This is a genomic window from Micromonospora haikouensis (assembly GCF_900091595.1).
GTDB classification, from domain to species: domain Bacteria; phylum Actinomycetota; class Actinomycetes; order Mycobacteriales; family Micromonosporaceae; genus Micromonospora; species Micromonospora haikouensis.
Map to the genome: position 1 here is coordinate 122227 of NZ_FMCW01000020.1, position 16010 is coordinate 138236.

The 16010-nt window shown below is 75.5% G+C and carries 2 protein-coding genes; both read right to left on the bottom strand.

Annotated elements, in window-relative coordinates; genetic code table 11:
* Position 1: 1 nt before the first annotated feature.
* Positions 2-4990, bottom strand: coding sequence for a type I polyketide synthase (locus GA0070558_RS20885; protein ID WP_091282875.1), 4989 nt, complete (start codon positions 4988-4990; stop codon positions 2-4).
* A 36-nt stretch (positions 4991-5026) separates the two neighbouring features.
* Positions 5027-15967: a type I polyketide synthase gene (locus tag GA0070558_RS20890; protein WP_091282877.1), complete on the bottom strand. Its 10941-nt coding sequence runs from the start codon at positions 15965-15967 to the stop codon at positions 5027-5029.
* Between the last annotated feature and the right edge of the window lie 43 nt (positions 15968-16010).

Below are 16010 nucleotides of genomic sequence, written 5' to 3' on the forward strand. Positions count from 1 at the left end.
GTCAGGAGATGCCGAGGTCCTTGTCCACCATCGCGAACAGTTCGTCGTCGGTGGCGTCGTCGAGGTGCCGGCCGATGTCGGCTCCGCCGCCGGCCTGCCCGAGGCGGGAGAGCATCGCCTGGAGGCGTACGGTGGCCCGCACCCGGGCGGCCTCGTCGCGCGCCACGACGTCGAGGCTGTCGGCGATCCGGTCGAGGTCGTCGAGGAGGACCGTCGGGGTGACCACGTAGTCGTGGGCGACCTCGGCGAAGAGGTACTCCGCCAGCGTCGTCGGCGTCGGGTAGTCGAAGACGAGGGTGACGGGCAGGGCGACGCCGGTGGCGGAGCCGAGCCGGTTGCGCAGCTCGACGGCGGTGACGGAGTCGAAGCCCAGCTCGCGGAACGCCCGGTGCTCGTCGACCGACTCGGCGGACGGGTAGTTGAGCACGGCGGCGACCTGGCCGCGGACGAGGCCGAGGAGCACGGCTTGCCGGTCGGCGGCGGGCAGCCCGGCGAGCCGCTCCTGGAGCGAGTCGGGGCCGTCGCCGGTCTCCACAGTGGCGATCCGCTCGGTCGCCTGGAGCCGTCGCACGTCCGGCAGGTCGCTGATCAGCGGGCCGGGGCGGGTGGCGGTGAAGGCGACGGAGAACCGCTCCCAGGCGATGTCGGCGATGGTGAGGAACGCCTCGCCGTGGTCGACGGCCTGGTGCAGGGCGGCGATGGCCGCGTCGGGGGCCATTTCGGGTACGCCGTGGCGGTGCAGCAGCTCGCCGAGCGGCCCGTCGGCCATGCCGCCGCCGGCCCACGCGCCCCAGGCGATGGAGGTGGCGGGCAGGCCGAGGCCCCGCCGGTGCTGGGCGAGGGCGTCGAGGAACGCGTTGCTGGGCGCGTAGTTGCCGACGCCGGAACTGGCGACGCTGCCGGCGAAGGAGGAGAACATGACGAACGCGGACAGGTCGAGGTCGAGGGTCAGCTCGTGCAGGTGGTACGCGACGTCGACCTTGGCCTGGAGGACCCGTTCGATCTGGTCCAGCCGGATGTCGTTGATCATGGCGTCGTCGAGGACGGCGGAGGCGTGCACGACCGTGGTGAGGGGATACTCGGCCGGGATCGACTCGATCAGCGCGGCGAGGGCGTCGCGGTCGGCGGCGTCGCACTCGACGACGCTGGCCTGCGCGCCCAGCGCGGTGAGGTCGTCGACGAGCTGCTGCGCGCCCGGCGCGTTCATGCCCCGGCGGCTGGCGACGACGATGTTCTGCACGCCGCTGCGGGCCAGCCAGCGGGCGGCGTGCCCGCCGAGGGCACCGGTGCCGCCGGTGACGAGCGCCGTGCCGTAGGGCTCCCACGGGGTGGCGGGCTGGCTGTCGCCGAGCGGCACGCGGGTGAGCCGGCGGGCGAGGAGGCCGCCGGGGCGTACCGCGATCTGGTCCTCGTCTCCGGCGGCGGTGAGGGCCGCGACCAGCAGGCCGGCGCAGCGCTCGTCGACGGCCTCGGGCAGGTCGACGAGGCCGCCCCAGCGCTGCGGGTGTTCCAGGGCGGCGACCCGGCCGAAGCCCCAGACGAGGGCCTGCGTCGGGGAGCGCAGCAGGTCGGCGCGGCCGACGGAGGCGGCGCCGGAGGTGACGGCCCACATGGGGGCGCGAAGGCCGACGTCGCCGAGGGCCTGGAACAGCGCGACGGTGGCGGCGAAGCCGCCGGGCACGGACGGGTGCAGCGGGTGGACCAGCTCGTCGAAGGCGAGCAGCGACACCACGCCGGTCACGTCGGCGGGCTCGTCGGTGCCGCCGCCGCTGGCGACGAGGGCCTCGCGCAGCAGCTTGCCGAGCAGGTCGCGGTCGGCGTCGGTGGTGGAGACGGGCACGGCGACGACGGTCGCGCCGGCCGCCGTGATGGCCTCGACGCAGGCGTCCTGCCAGGGCTCGACGATGTCGCCGGTGGGCAGGACCACGACCCAGGTGCCGCTCATGCCCCGGTTGGCGATGCCGGTCAGCGGCTTCCAGGTGTCCTGGTAGCGCCAGCTGTCGATGTCGGACTGCCGGCGGCGCTTGCGCCGCCAGGAGGTGAGCAGCGGCAGGGCGGGGCCGAGTGCGTCGAGGGCCTCGTAGGCGGGGGTGTCGTCGGTGGCGACGGCCTCGGCGAGGGCGGTGAGGTCGCCGCGTTCCACGGCGGCCCAGAAGCCGGCGTCGTCGGGGTTGGCCGCGCCTTGGAGCAGCGCCTCCAGGTCGACGCCGCCGCTGCCGTCGAGCCAGAACCGCTGGTGGTCGAACGCGTACGTGGGCAGCGGCACCATCTCGGCCTCGCCGAGGACCTTCGTCAGGTCGACGGGCAGGCCGATCGCGTGGGCGGTGGCCAGGTTGGTCAGCAGCCGGGCCGGGTCGTCATCACCCCGGCGCAGGCTGCCCAGGGTGTGGCCGGTGACGCCGGCGTCGTCGAGGATCGCCGTGACGGGCATGGTGAGCACCGGGTGCGGGCTGATCTCCACGAACGTGGTGTGCCCGGCGGCAACAGCGACCCGGACGGCGGCGTCGAACTGGACGGTCTGCCGCAGGTTGTCATACCAGTAGTCCGCGGTCATGGTGGCGGGGTCGACCCAGTCGCCGGTCAGCGTCGACACCAGGCGGGTGTGGCCCGGCTGCGGGGTCACGTCGGCCAGGTCGGCGCGCAGCCGCTCGGCCACGTCCTGCACGGCGGCGGAGTGCGACGCGTAGTCCACCGGAATCAACCGCGCCCGGATCCCGTCCGCCTGGCAGGCGTCCACCAGCTCCGCGACCGGCTGCGGCGGACCCGACACGACCACCGTCGCCGGGCCGTTCACGGCGGCCACACCCACACCCGAGAACGCGGGGAGACGCTCGGTGACCGCGTCGGCGGACAGGTCCACCGACGCCATGGTGCCGGTGCCCCGCAGCACGGCCAGGGCCCGCGACCGCAGCGCCACCGTCTTCGCCGCGTCCTCCAGGGACAGGATCCCCGCGACGCAGGCGGCACCGATCTCACCCTGCGAGTGACCGACCACCGCGTCCGGCACGATGCCGGCCGCCCGCCACACGGCGGCGAGGGCGACGCCGACGGCCCACAGGACCGGCTGCACGACCTCGACCCGTTCCAGCCACGACTCGTCGTCGCCGGTCAACACCGACACGAGATCCACGTCGAGATGCGGGGCGAGGGCCCGCTGACACTCCGCCAGCTTCGCGTCGAACACCGGCGCACGGCCCACCAGGCCGGCGGCCATCCGCGCCGACTGCGCGCCCTGGCCGGGGAAGACGAAGACGGGTCCCGCGCCGGAGCCGGTGACCGTGCCGGTGACCAGGTTGCCGGCCGGCTGGCCGGTGGCCAGGGCGTCGAGCCCGGCCAGCAGCTCCCCGGCGTCCGCGCCGACGACGGCGGCACGGTGGTCGAACGTGGACCGGGTGGTGGCCAGGGACCAGCCGACCGCCGCCGGGGCGAGGTCGCCGTGCTGGCGCACGTGGGCGGCGAGCCGGGCGGCCTGGCCGGCGAGGGCCGCCTTCGACCGGGCGGACACGGGCCACACCGTCACGTCGGAGCCGACGAGCGCGGCGGCGGCAGTCTCCGCCTCGGCGGCCTCCGTGTCGACGGCCTCCCCGGCGTCCGGGGCGGCGGCCTGCGGCCGGTACTCCTCCAGGATCACGTGGGCGTTGGTGCCGCTGACGCCGAACGAGGAGACGCCGCCGCGCCGGGGGCGGCCCAGCTCGGGCCACGGCCGGGACTCCGTGAGCAGCGACACCGCCCCGGCGGACCAGTCGACGTGCTTCGACGGCTCGTCGATGTGCAGCGTCTCCGGCATGACGCCGTTGCGCAGCGCCATCACCATCTTGACCAGGCCGGCGACCCCGGCGGCGCTCTGCGTGTGACCGATGTTGGACTTCACCGAGCCCAGCCAGAGCGGCCGGTCGGCGGGGCGGTCCTGCCCGTACGTGGCGAGCAGCGCCTGCGCCTCGATCGGGTCGCCGAGGGTGGTGCCGGTGCCGTGCGCCTCCACCACGTCCACGTCGGCGGTGCCGAGCCGGGCGTTGGCGAGGGCGGCCCGGATGACCCGCTGCTGGGAGGGGCCGTTGGGCGCGGTGAGGCCGTTGGACGCGCCGTCCTGGTTGAGGGCGCTGCCCCGGATCACGGCGAGGACGGGGTGGCCGTTGCGCTCGGCGTCGGCGAGCCGCTCGACGACGAGCACGCCGCCGCCCTCGCCCCAGCCGGTGCCGTCCGCCCCCTCCGCGAACGCCTTGCACCGGCCGTCGACGGACATGCCGCGCTGCCGGGAGAAGACGACGAAGACGCCGGGGGTGGCCATGACGGTGACGCCACCGGCGATGGCGAGGTCGCACTCGCCCCGGCGCAGCGCGTTCACGGCGAGGTGCAGGGCGACCAGCGACGACGAGCAGGCCGTGTCGACGGTGACGGCCGGACCGTTCAGGCCGAGGGTGAACGAGATGCGGCCGGACGCGACGCTGGTGGTGTTGCCGGTGCCGAGGTACATGTCGACGCCCTCGGGGACGTTCGGCAGGCCCATGCCGTAGTTGGAGGTGCTCACGCCGACGAAGACGCCGGTGGAGCTGCCCCGCAGCGACAGCGGGTCGATGCCGGCCCGCTCGATGGCCTCCCACGACGTCTCCAGCAGCAGCCGCTGCTGCGGGTCCATCGCGAGGGCCTCGCGCGGCGAGATGCCGAACAGGGTCGGGTCGAACGCCCCGGCGTCGTCGAGGAACCCGCCGACGCGGGTGTAGCTCTTGCCCGGCTTGTTCGGGTCCGGGTCGTAGAGGGCCTCCAGGTCCCAGCCCCGGTCAGCCGGGAACTCGGTGAGGGCGTCCCGGCCGTCGGCGACGATCTCCCACAGGTCCTCGGGTGACCGGACGCCGCCGGGGAAGCGGCAGCTCATCGAGACGATGGCGAGGGGCTCGTTGTCACGGGCCTCGACGGTCTGCAGCTTGCGCTTCGTGTCGTGCAGGTCGGCGGTCACCCGCTTGAGGAAGTACCGCAGCTTGTCGTCGCTCATCGGGTCGCACCTGCCTCGATCCGGAAGTCGGTCATCTCAGGAGATTCCAAACTCTTTGCTGATGAAGTCGAAGATCTCGTCGTCGCTGGCCGCGTCGAGATCGGGCCGGTCCTGCTCCGCGACGGGACCGGCGGCGAGGTCGGTCGCCTTGGCGAGCAGGTCCCGCACGCGGGCGGTGAACCGGTCCCGGGCCGCCGGGTCGAGCGGGATGGTGGTGAGCAGGCTCTCCACGGTGTCGATGCCGGAGAAGATGGGCTGGGTGGACGGGGCCGCGTCGGCGGCGATGTCGCCGGCCAGCCGCTCGGCGAGCGCGGCCGGCGTCGGGTAGTCGAACACCAGCGTCGCCGGCAGCCGCAGCCCGGACAGGGCGTTGAGCCGGTTACGCAGGTCAACGGCGGTGAGCGAGTCGAAGCCCAGGTCGGTGAAGAGCCGGCCCGGGTCGACGGCGTCGGCGCTGGCGTGGCCGAGGACCGCGGCGATGTTGGCCCGCACCACGTCGAGCACGACCTTGAGCCGTTCGGGGCCGGCCAGGCCGGCGAGCCGCTGGGTCAGCGGCACCCCGCCGGTGCGGGCGCCGGCGTCGACCGAGCGCCGCATCGGGGCCCGGACCAGGGCCCGCAGCAGCGGCGCGAGGACGCCCGCCTCGGCCTGGGCGCGCAACGCCGACACGTCCAGGCGCATCGGCACGACCGCCGCCGCGTCGAGCCGCCACGCCGCGTCGAAGAGGTCCAGGGCCTGCCCGGTGGCCAGGCCCGCCGCGCCCTGCTCGGCGATGCGCCGCACGTCGGCGTCGCCGAGGTGGCCGGTCATGCCGCTGGCCTGCTCCCACAGGCCCCAGGCGAGGGAGATGCCGGGCAGCCCCCGGGCCCGCCGGTGCGCGGCGAGCGCGTCGAGGAACGCGTTGGCCGCCGCGTAGTTGGCCTGGCCGGCGCTGCCCAGCGTGGCCGCCGCCGAGGAGAACAGCACGAACGCGGCGAGGTCCAGGCCGGCGGTGAGCCGGTGCAGGTGCCACGCCGCGTCGATCTTCGGCACGGCCACCGCGTCGACGCGTTCGGGGGTCAACGACTCCAGCACGCCGTCGTCGAGGACACCGGCGGCGTGCACGACGGCGGTGAGCGGGTGCGCGGCGGGCACCCCGGCCAGCAGCGCCGCGAGCGCGTCCGGGTCGGCCGCGTCGCAGGCGGCGACCGTCACCCGCGTACCGGCCTCGGCCAGCTCGGCGACCAGGTCGCCGATGCCGTCGGCCGCCGCGCCCCGCCGCCCGGCCAGCAGCAGGTGCCGCACGCCGTGGGTGGTGGCGAGATGCCGGGCCAGGATCCGGCCCAGCACGCCGGTGCCGCCGGTGATCAGCACGGTGCCGTCGGGGTCGACGCCGCCGGGCAGCGGCTCCACCCCCGCCGGAACCCGGCCGAGGCGCGGCGCACGCACCTGGCCGGCCCGCACCGCGAGCTGCGGTTCGCCGGAGCCGATCGCGGGGGCCAGCGCGGCGGCGCTGGCCGCGTCGGCGTCGAGGTCGACCAGTTGCAGCCGGCCCGGGTGTTCGAGCTGCGCGGTGCGCAGCAGGCCCCACACCGGGGCCTGGGCCAGGTTGACCGCCGGTTGCTCCCCCGCCGCGACCGCGTCGCGGGTGACCAGCACCAGCCGGGACCCGGCGAACCGGTCGTCGGCGAGCCAGGTCCGCACCGCCGCGAGGGTACGGTGCGTCGTGGCCCGCGCCTGCGCGGCGAGACCCGGATCCGCGTCGTCGTCCCCGCCGCCACCGACCCCGACGATCACGGCCTCGGGTGCGGGTTCACCCCCGGCGAGCAGGTCGCCGAGCGAGTCCAGGTCGACGTCGCTGCGCACCCGCGCGCCCGCCGACTCGCAGGCGGCGCTGAGGGTCAGGTCGTCGCCGCCGAGCACCGCCCAGCAGGTGGCCGCCGGCACCAGGCCGGTCGGCACGGGCAGCGCCGGCCAGTCCACCTGGAACAGCGACTCGTGCCGGCCGGAGCGGGCCGCGCCGAGGGAGTCACCGGAGACCCGGCGCATGATCAGGGACTCGGCGTGCAGCACCGGCGCACCCGTGGCGTCGGCCACCTGGAAGGCGACCCCGACCTCGCCGGCCGCGCTGACCCGCACCCGCAGGGCGGTGGCCCCGGCGGCGAGCAGGGACACCCCGGCCCAGGCGAACGGCAGCCGGGGCACGGTGGCGTCGCCGCCGTCGCCCATCCGGCCGAGGAAGCCGCCGATCGACATGGCCTGCAACGCGCCGTCGAGCAGCGCCGGGTGCACCCCGAACCGGCCCGCCTCGGCGTGGTGGTCGGCGGGCAGCTCCACCTCGGCGAAGACCTCGTCGCCCCGGGTCCACGCGGCGCGCAGGCCGCGGAACGCCGGCCCGTACCCGAAGACGGTCGCCTCGATGCCGGAGTAGAAGTCGTCGTTCTCGACGGGGGTCGCGCCGGGGGGCGGCCACACCCCGAAGTCGAAGGCGGGCGGGTCGGCCGGGGCCGGGGCGAGCAGGCCGGTGGCGTGACAGGTCCAGGCCACGTCGGCGAGGATCTCGTCGGAGCCGTCCCGGTACGGACGGGAGTGCAGCTGCACGGCCCGGCGGCCGTCCTCGTCGCGTTCGGCGACGGTGAGCTGCACCTGGAGGGAGCCCAGCTCGGGCAGGACGAGCGGGGCGAGCAGGGTCAGCTCGTCGACCCTCGGGCAGCCGGCCTGCTCGCCCGCGTACGTCGCCAGCTCCACGAACGCGGTGCCGGGCAGCAGGATGTTGTCCATCACCCGGTGCTCCCCGAGCCACGGGTGGGTACGCACCGACAGCCGGCCGGTGAACACCATCCGCTCACTGTCGGGGAAGGTGAGGGTAGCGCTGAGCAGCGGGTGTCCGGCGTCCTGGAGGCCGGCGGAGGCGACGTCCTGCGCCCGGTGCGCGGGCGGTTCCACCCAGAACCGCTGGTGCTCGAACGCGTACGTGGGCAGCGGCACCACGCCGGCCTCGGCGAGGACCCGCGTCAGGTCGACGGGCAGGCCGATCGCGTGCGCGGTGGCCAGGTTGGTCAGCAGCCGCATCGGGTCATCGTCACCCCGCCGCAGGCTGCCCAACGTGTGGCCGGTGACGCCGGCGTCGTCGAGGATCGCGGTGACCGGCATGGTGAGCACGGGGTGCGGGCTGATCTCCACGAACGTGGTGTGCCCGGCCGCGACGGCGACGCGGACGGCCGCATCGAACTGGACGGTCTGCCGCAGGTTGTCATACCAGTAGTCCGCCGTCATGCTCTCCGGCTCAACCCAGTCACCGGTGAGCGTCGACACGAGCCGGACCCGACCCGACTGCGGGGTCACGTCGGCCAGGTCCGCCCGGAGCCGCTCGGCGACGTCCTGCACCGACGGCGAATGCGACGCGTAGTCCACCGGAATCAGCCGGGCCCGGATCCCGTCGGCCTGGCAGGCGTCCACCAGGTCCGCGACGGGCTGCGGCGGCCCGGACACGACCACCGTGGCGGGACCGTTCACGGCGGCCACACCCACACCCGGGAACGCGGGGAGACGCTCGGCCACCGCATCGGCGGACAGGTCCACCGACGCCATCGCACCCGTCCCCCGCAGCACCGCAAGCGCCCGCGACCGCAACGCCACCGTCTTCGCCGCATCCTCCAAGGACAGAATCCCGGCGACACACGCCGCACCGATCTCACCCTGCGAGTGACCCACCACCGCCTGCGGGGACACGCCCGCGCTCTCCCACACCGCCGCCAAGGCAATGCCCACCGCCCACAGGACCGGCTGCACCACCTCCACCCGCTCCAACCACGACTCGTCAACCCCGGTCAACACCGACACGAGATCCACGTCGAGATACGGGGCGAGGGCACGCTGACACTCGGCCAGCTTCGCGTCGAACACCGGCGCACGACCCACCAGACCAGCGGCCATGCGTGCCGACTGCGCACCCTGACCCGGGAACACGAACACCGGACCCGAACCATGACCCGACGCCACACCGCTGACCACATTGCCCGCCGGCTGACCGGACGCCAGGGCGTCCAACCCGGCGAGGAACTCCTCCACACCCGAACCGACCACGGCAGCCCGCTGGTCGAACGTCGACCGGCTCGTCGCCAGAGACCAACCGACCGCAGCGGTGTCCAGCACGCCGTGCTCCCGCACGTACGCGGCCAGCCGGGCGGCCTGACCGGCGAGCGCCGCCTTCGACCGCGCCGACACCGGCCACACCGTCACGTCGGCGTCGACCAGCCCCGGCGCGCGGGCCCCGGCCGGAGCGACCGGCTCGTCGCCCTGCTCGACGATGACGTGAGCGTTGGTGCCGGAGATGCCGAACGACGACACCGCCGCCCGACGGGGCCGGTCCACCACCGGCCACGGCCGCGCCTCCGTGACCAGGTCCACCGCGCCCGCCGACCAGTCGATGTGCGGCGACGGCTCATCCACGTGCAACGACGCCGGCACCACCCCGTGCCGCATCGCCTGCACCACCTTGATCACACCCGCCACACCCGCCGCCGCCTGCGCATGACCGATGTTCGACTTGATCGACCCGAGCAGCAGCGGCCGATCGCCGGGGCGATCCTGCCCATAGGTGGCCAGCAGCGCCTGCGCCTCGATCGGGTCACCCAACGTCGTGCCCGTGCCGTGCGCCTCCACCACGTCCACATCCGACGTCGACAACCGCGCATCCGCCAGCGCCTGCCGGATCACCCGCTGCTGCGACGGCCCGTTCGGCGCGGTCAGACCGTTCGACGCACCGTCGGAGTTGATCGCGGTGCCGCGTACCACGGCGAGGACGTGCCGGCCCTGCCGGCGGGCGTCGGAGAGCCGCTGCACGAGGAGCATGCCGACGCCCTCGGACCAGCCCGTCCCGTCGGCCGACGCCGCGAACGACTTGCACCGGCCGTCGGCGGCCAGCCCGCGCTGGCGGGAGAACTCGACGAAGGCGGTCGGGGTGGCCATGACCATCACGCCGCCGGCCAGGGCCAGGTCGCACTCGCCCGCCCGCAGCGCCTGGCCGGCCCAGTGCAGGGCGACCAGCGACGACGAGCAGGCCGTGTCGAGGGAGACCGCCGGCCCTTCGAGGCCGAACGTGTACGCGACCCGGCCGGAGATGACGCTGCTGGTCATCCCGGTCAGCATGTAGCCCTCGGCGGCCTCCGGTGAGTACGCGAGCAGGCTGCCGTAGTCCTGGCCGCTGGTGCCGACGAACACGCCGGTGCTGCTGCCCCGCAGCGTCGCCGGGTCGATGCCGGCGCTCTCGAAGGTCTCCCAGGTGGTCTCCAGCAGCAGCCGCTGCTGCGGGTCCATGGCGAGGGCCTCGCGGGGGCTGATGCCGAAGAAGCCGGGGTCGAACCGGTCGACGCCGCGCAGGAAGCCGCCGCCGCGGGCGTAGAAGGTGCCGCTGGCGTCGGGGTCGGGGCTGTAGAGGCTGTCGAGGTCCCAGCCCCGGTCGGTGGGCAGGTCGGTGACCGCGTCGACGCCGTCGGCGACGAGCCGCCACAGGTCGTCGGGGGACCACACGCCGCCGGGGAGCCGGCACGCCATGCCGACGATGGCGAGGGGCTCGTCGTCGCCGACCGCCACGCTGGTGGTGGCGGGCCGGACGGGCACCGGCGTGCCGGCGATCTCCGTGCCGAGGTGGGCGGCGAGATCGGCCGGGGTGGGGTAGTCGAAGACGAGGGTGGCCGGCAGCCGCATCCCGAACGCGTTGTTGAGGCGGTTGCGCATCTCGACGGCGGTGAGCGAGTCGAAGCCGAACTCGCTGAACGCCCGGCGCGGCTCGATGGCGGCCGGGTCGGGGTAGCCGAGCACGGCGGCGGCCTGCCCCCGGACGATCTCCACGAGGGCGGCGACCCGGTCGGCGTCGCCGAGCGCGGCGAGCTGCTGGACCAGGGACGCGCCGGTGGTCGCGGCGGCGGCGCGGGCGGGGGTGCGGATCAGGGCCCGGTACAGCGGCGGGATGCTGCCCCCGGCGAACTGCACCTTCATCGCGGCGAGGTCGAGGCGGGCGGGGACGAGGGCGGCGTCGCTGCGGCGGCAGGCGGCGTCGAAGAGGGCCAGCCCCTCCTCGGCCTCCATGGCGGCGACGCCGGAGCGGGAGATCCGGTTGAGGTGGACGTCGTCCAGCTCGGTGGTCATGCCGCTGCGGTCGGCCCACAGGCCCCAGGCGAGGGTTTGGGCGGCGAGGCCGCGCGCCCTGCGGTGCTGGGCGAGGCCGTCGAGGAACGCGTTGGCGGCGGCGTAGTTGCCCTGGCCGGGGCCGCCGGCGGTGGCGGCGAGCGACGAGTACGAGACGAACGCCTTCAGGTCGAGGCCGGCGGTCAGCTCGTGCAGATGCCAGGCGGCGTCGACCTTGGGCCGCAGCACGCCGTCCATCCGCTCGGGCGTGAGGGAGGAGACGACGCCGTCGTCGCGTACCCCGGCGGCGTGGACGACGGCGGTGAGCGGGTGCGCGGCGGGGATGGCGGCGAGCAGCTCGGCGACGGCGTCGCGGTCGGCGACGTCGCAGGCGGCGGCGGTGACGGTCACGCCGAGTTCGGCGAGTTCGGCGCAGAGTTCGGGGATGCCGGCGGCGGCCGGGCCGCGCCGGCTGGTGAGGATCAGGTGCCGGACGCCGTGGACGGTGACGAGGTGGCGGGCCATGAGCTGCCCGAGGGTGCCGGTGGCGCCGGTGACGAGCACGGTCCCGTCCCCGTCGAACGGGGCGGCGGGCGGCTCGGCGGGGGCCGGCACGCGGGTGAGCCGGGCCCCGGCGGCGACGCCGGCCCGGATGACGACCTGCGGCTCGTCGGTGCCGACGGCGGCGACGAGGGCGGCGGCGCAGCCGGCCGGGTCGTCGACGTCGACCAGCAGGAACCGGTCGGGGTTCTCCGACTGCGCGGAGCGGACGAGGCCGATGACGGCCGCGCCGGCCAGGTCGGTCAGGTCGGCGTCGGCGGCCGTGGCGACGGCACCCCGGGTGAGCACGACGAGCCGGGAGGTGGCGTACCGGTCGTCGGCGAGGAACCGTTGCAGCACGTCGAGCGCCCGGTGGGTGACCCCGGCGACGGCGCGCGGCACGTCGTCGGTGGCCGGCGGGTCGAGGAACGGCACGACCAGCACGCCGGGCGCGTCCGTGCCGGCGTCCAGCGCGGCGGCCAGGCCCCCCAGTTCGGGGTACGCGGCGACGGCCGTCCCGGTGGCGGCGAGCGCGTCGGTCAGGCCGGCGGCGTCGCCGACGACCGCCCAGCCCGCGCCCGACGGTCCGGCGGGCAGGGCGAGCGGGGCCCACTCGATGCGGTACAGCGACTCGGTGCCGCCGCCGGAGGCGACGCGGAGCTGGTCGGCGGAGACGGGCCGCAGCACGAGGGAGCCGACGGAGATGATCGGCGCGCCGTCGACGTCGGCGAGGAGCAGGGAGACGCTGTCGGCGCCGGTGTGCGAGACGCGGACCCGGGCCGCCGCTGCGCCGGCCGCGTGCAGGGCGACGTCGTTCCAGGAGAACGGCAGCCGGCCGTAGCCGGGCGGGACGTCCGCGCCGGACGGTTCGCCGGCCGGCGTGGTGAGGCCGAGGGTGTGCAGGGCGGCGTCGAGCAGCGCCGGGTGCAGGCCGTACCCGCCGGCCTCGGCGGCCGGGGTCTCCGGCAGGGCAAGCTCGGCGAAGAGGTCGTCGCCGCGCCGCCAGGCGGAGCGCAGCGCGATGAAGGACGGGCCGTAGTCGTAGCCCTGCGCGGCGAGGTTGAGGTACAGGTCGTCGGTGGGGACCTCGGTGGCGCCGGGAGGAGGCCAGGCGGTGAGGTCGGACCAGCCGGGCGGGCCGGCGGGGGTGGCCGGGCCGCCGGCGAGTACGCCGCTGGCGTTGCGGGTCCAGCCGCGCTCGCCGCCCTCGGCCGGTTCGCCGTCGACGGCGGAGTGCAGGGAGACGGACCGGCAGCCGGTGTCGTCGGCGGGGCCGATCCAGAGTTGGATGTCGACGCCGCCGGTCTCGGGCAGGATCAGCGGCGCTTCCAGGGTCAGCTCGCGGACGTGGTCCGCGCCGACGTGCGCGCCGGCCTGCAATGCCAGCTCGACGAAGCCGGTGCCGGGCAGCAGCACGGTGTCGAAGACGACGTGGTCGCTGATCCACGGGTGGGTGCGCCGGGCGAGCCGCCCGGTGAACAGGAAGCCCTCGGCGTGGGCGACGCCGACGGCCGCGCCGAGCAGGGGGTGCTGGGCGGGGCGCAGGCCGACGGCGGTGACGTCGCCGGTCCACCCGGCGCCGGCCTCGGGCCAGTACCGCTGGTGCTGGAACGCGTACGTGGGCAGGTCGACGCGGGTGGCGTCGGTGCCGGCGAACCACGGCTGCCAGTCCACGGTGGTCCCGTGCACGTGCAGTTCGGCGAGGGCGGCGAGCAGGGCGTCCGCCTCGGGCCGGTCCTTGCGTCCGGCGGCGACGGCGAGCACGCCCTCGGCGTCGGGGAGGATCTCGGCGGTCAGCGCGGTGAGGACGCTCGACGGCCCGATCTCCAGGTAGGTGCCCGCCCCGGCGGCGCGCAGCGCGGCGATCCCGTCGGCGTACCGGACGGCCTCGCGCACGTGCCGCACCCAGTAGTCGGCGGTCCGCAGGTCGTCGCCGTCGGCGAGCGCCCCGGTCAGGTTGGACACGACGGGCAGCGCGGGCGCGGCGAAGGTCAGCGTGGCGAGGACGGCCCGAAACTCGGCCAGCATCGGCTCCATCAGCGGGCTGTGGAACGCGTGGCTGACGGCCAGCCGGCGGGTGCGTACGCCCCGGCCCTGCCAGACCTGCTCGACCTCGTCGAGGGCCTCGACCGCGCCGGAGACCACCACGGAGGTGGGCCCGTTGACGGCGGCGATCCCGACGTCGGCCCGACCGTGCAGGCACTCCACCACGTCGGCCTCGGCCGCGTTGACCGCGAGCATCCCGCCCCCGGCCGGCAACGCCTGCATCAGGCGACCCCGGGCGGCCACGAGCTGGCAGGCATCGGCCAACGACAGCACCCCGGCCACGTGCGCGGCGGTGATCTCGCCGACGGAGTGCCCGCCGACGAAGTCCGGCGTCACCCCGAACGACTCGACGAGCCGGAACAGGGCCACCTCGACCGCGAACAACCCGGCCTGCGTGAACACGGTCTGGTCCAGCAACGCCGCCTCGGCGGAGCCCTCCGGCGCGAACAGCACCTCCCGCAACGGCTGCGGCAGCAGCGGATCCAGCCCGGCGCACACCTCGTCCAGCGCGGCGGCGAACACCGGGAACGCCGCGTACAACTCCCGGCCCATCCCGGCGCGCTGCGCGCCCTGACCGGAGAACAGCACCGCGAGCGGACCCCGGTCGGCGGCCTGGCCGACCACCGCGCCGGACGCATCCCCGGCGGCGAGGGCCCGCAGCCCGGCGGCGAGGTCGTCGCGGCCGGCGGCGGCGACGACCGCCCGGTGGTCCAGGGTGGAGCGGGTGGCAACCGACGAGAAGGCGACGTCGAGAGGGCGCAGGTCGGCGTCGGCGTCGAGCCGGTCGGCCCAGCGGCCCGCCTGCGCGGCGAGCGCGGCGGCGTCGCGGGCCGACACCACCACCGGTACGACCGGCCGGTCGGCCGGCGGCGCGGCGTCGGCCGGGGCCGGCTCGGGGGCCGGGGCCTGCTCGACGATGACGTGGGCGTTGGTGCCGGACACCCCGAACGACGACACCGCCGACCGGCGGGGCCGCGCGACGGACGGCCATTCGGTGGCCTCGGTGACCAGCTCGACGGCGCCCGCGTCCCAGTCGACCTGGGGGGTGGGGGCGTCGACGTGCAGGGTGGGCGGCACCACGCCGTGCTGCATGGCGAGGACCATCTTGATCACACCGGCGACGCCGGCGGCGGCCTGCGCGTGCCCGATGTTGCTCTTGATCGAGCCGAGCAGCAGCGGCGCGGCGTCGCCCCGGTCCTGCCCGTACGTGGCGAGCAGCGCCTGCGCCTCGATGGGGTCGCCGAGGCGGGTGCCGGTGCCGTGCGCCTCCACCACGTCGACGCCGCCGGCGGCGAGGCCGGCGTTGGCGAGGGCCTGCTGGATGACCCGCTGCTGCGACGGCCCGTTGGGGGCGCTCAGCCCGTTGGACGCGCCGTCCTGGTTGACGGCGGAGCCCCGCACCACGGCGAGGATCGGGTGCCCGTTGCGCTGCGCGTCGGAGAGCCGCTCCAGCAGCAGCACGCCGACGCCCTCGGACCACCCCGTGCCGTCGGCGGCGGCGGCGAACGCCTTGCAGCGGCCGTCGGCGGCCAGGCCGCGCTGCCGGGAGAACTCGACGAACGCGGCCGGGGTGCACATGGCGGTGACGCCCGCGACGACGGCGAGGGTGCACTCCCGCTGCCGCAGCGCCTGCCCGGCGAGGTGCAGGGCGACCAGCGACGACGAGCAGGCGGTGTCGATCGTGACCGCCGGCCCCTCCAGGCCGAACGTGTAGGAGATGCGGCCCGAGACGACGCTGCCGGCGTTGCCGGTCATCAGGTGCCCCTCCAGGCCCTGCGCGGCGCCCATCAGCACGCCGCCGTAGTCCTGGCCGGTGGAGCCGGCGAAGACGCCGGTGCGGCTGCCGCGCAGCGAGTGCGGGTCGATGCCGGCCCGCTCGAAGACCTCCCACGAGGTCTCCAGCAGCCACCGCTGCTGCGGGTCCATGGCCAGGGCCTCGCGGGGGGAGATCGCGAAGAAGCCCGGGTCGAAGTCCGCCAGGTCGTGGACGAAGCCGCCCTGCCGCGTGTACGAGGTGCCGGACTGCTCGCCGTCGGCGTCGTAGAGCGCCCCCAGGTCCCAGCCCCGGTCGGCCGGGAAGTCGCCGACCACGTCCCGGCCGGACGCGACGACGTCCCACAGGTCCTCGGGCGTACGCACGCCCCCGGGGAAGCGGCAGCTCATGGAGACGATGGCGATCGGTTCCTGCTCGCCGGCCTCCACCTCGCGCAGGCGCTGCCGCACCTGGTGCAGGTCGGCGGTGACCCGCTTGAGGTAGTCGAGAAGCTTCGCCTCGTCAGCCATGGACCGCCCACTCCTTGTGTTGACCCGTCGATCCGTGTTGGTC

What these genes read in the sequence shown, in the direction of transcription:
- GA0070558_RS20885 (WP_091282875.1), bottom strand. Translation starts at nt 4,990, where the DNA reads ATGAGCGACGACAAGCTGCGGTACTTCCTCAAGCGGGTGACCGCCGAC.
- GA0070558_RS20890 (WP_091282877.1), bottom strand. Translation starts at nt 15,967, where the DNA reads ATGGCTGACGAGGCGAAGCTTCTCGACTACCTCAAGCGGGTCACCGCC.